The organism is Janthinobacterium sp. SUN128, assembly GCF_030587275.1.
GTDB classification, from domain to species: domain Bacteria; phylum Pseudomonadota; class Gammaproteobacteria; order Burkholderiales; family Burkholderiaceae_D; genus Janthinobacterium; species Janthinobacterium lividum.
This window is the reverse complement of the sequence record NZ_JAPWHY010000014.1, coordinates 1-1229: the sequence shown is the minus strand read 5'-3', so window position 1 is coordinate 1229 and position 1229 is coordinate 1. Positions and strand designations below refer to the sequence as shown.

Below are 1229 nucleotides of genomic sequence, written 5' to 3'. Positions count from 1 at the left end.
GCGCTAATCCGACCTTGTATTATTCCTTCCATGCCGTTGGCGATATTGCCAACGGCGTCAATCGCTGTCAAAGTTCTTGGTAGGCATATCAAGACCGGGCAACTGGATGCCGTATCCGCCCTTGAGCACACAGCTCGTTTCGTAGATCTCGCACCAGTTGCCCCTCCTCGATGTCAAGATCGGACAGTATCTTTGGCACCGGCACGCCGGTAGCCCGCATGGACAAGGTAGATCGCAAGGGGACCACAGCATGTTTACTTTAGGAATCGATGTCGCCAAGGCAAAACTCGACTGCGCGCTGCGCTTGCCCAACGGCAAACACCGTCACAAGGTAGTCGAGAACAATCAACAAGGATTCACCGCGCTCAGCGCGTGGCTGCTCAAGCACGATGCCGGCAGCGCGCGCGTGTGCCTGGAAGCGACCGGCACTTACTGGGAAAGGGGGGCCGAATATCTGGCGGGACGGGGCATGCTGGTCAGTGTCATCAATCCGGCGCAGATCAAGGCCTTCGCTGCCTCGCGCATGGTGCGCACAAAAACGGACAAAGTCGACGCGCAGCTGATCGCCGACTTCGCCCATGAACGCCAGCCCGCGCCATGGTTGGCACCATCGCCCGCCGAGCAGGCATTGCGTGCCTTGGTGCTGCGCCTGGATGCCTTGCAAGCCATGCGCCAGCAGGAAAGCAACCGGCTTGAAGTGGCACGCGACGCCGTGCGCCAGGGCATCGTCGACCACATCACCTGGCTCGATGGCCAGATCAAGGAACTGATCCAGGCCATCGAACGACATATCGACGACGACCCGGATTTACGCGGCAAGCGTGAGCTGCTCGACACCATTCCTGGCCTGGGAGAGCGGACGATTCCGGTGCTGCTGTCCTACTATGCCAATCCCGAGCGTTTCGACAGCGCCAAGCAAGCCGTAGCGTTTGCGGGACTCGACCCGCGCCAGCACGAGTCGGGCTCCAGTGTGCGTGGCAAGCCACGCATGTCGAAGGTCGGCCACAGCTTCCTGCGCAAAGCCCTGTACATGCCGGCCATGGTGACCGTGTACCGGACGGCCTGGGGCAAGCGCTTTGGCCAGCGCCTCAGTGCAGCCGGAAAAGCACCCAAACTGATCATTGGCGCCATGATGCGCAAGCTGGTGCACGTGGCATTCGGCGTGCTCAGGTCGGGGAAAATATTTGATCCGACCTTGCACGCCGCTTGACGGGGATAACAGTATCTAC

Annotated in this window: 1 protein-coding gene; it reads left to right on the top strand. The window is 60.5% G+C overall.

Annotated elements, in window-relative coordinates:
• Positions 1-250 precede the first annotated feature (250 nt).
• Positions 251-1210 carry an IS110 family transposase gene (locus tag O3297_RS28745; RefSeq protein WP_305051305.1) on the top strand — a complete coding sequence of 320 codons (960 nt, stop codon included), beginning with the start codon at positions 251-253 and terminating at the stop codon, positions 1208-1210.
• Positions 1211-1229: the final 19 nt, after the last annotated feature.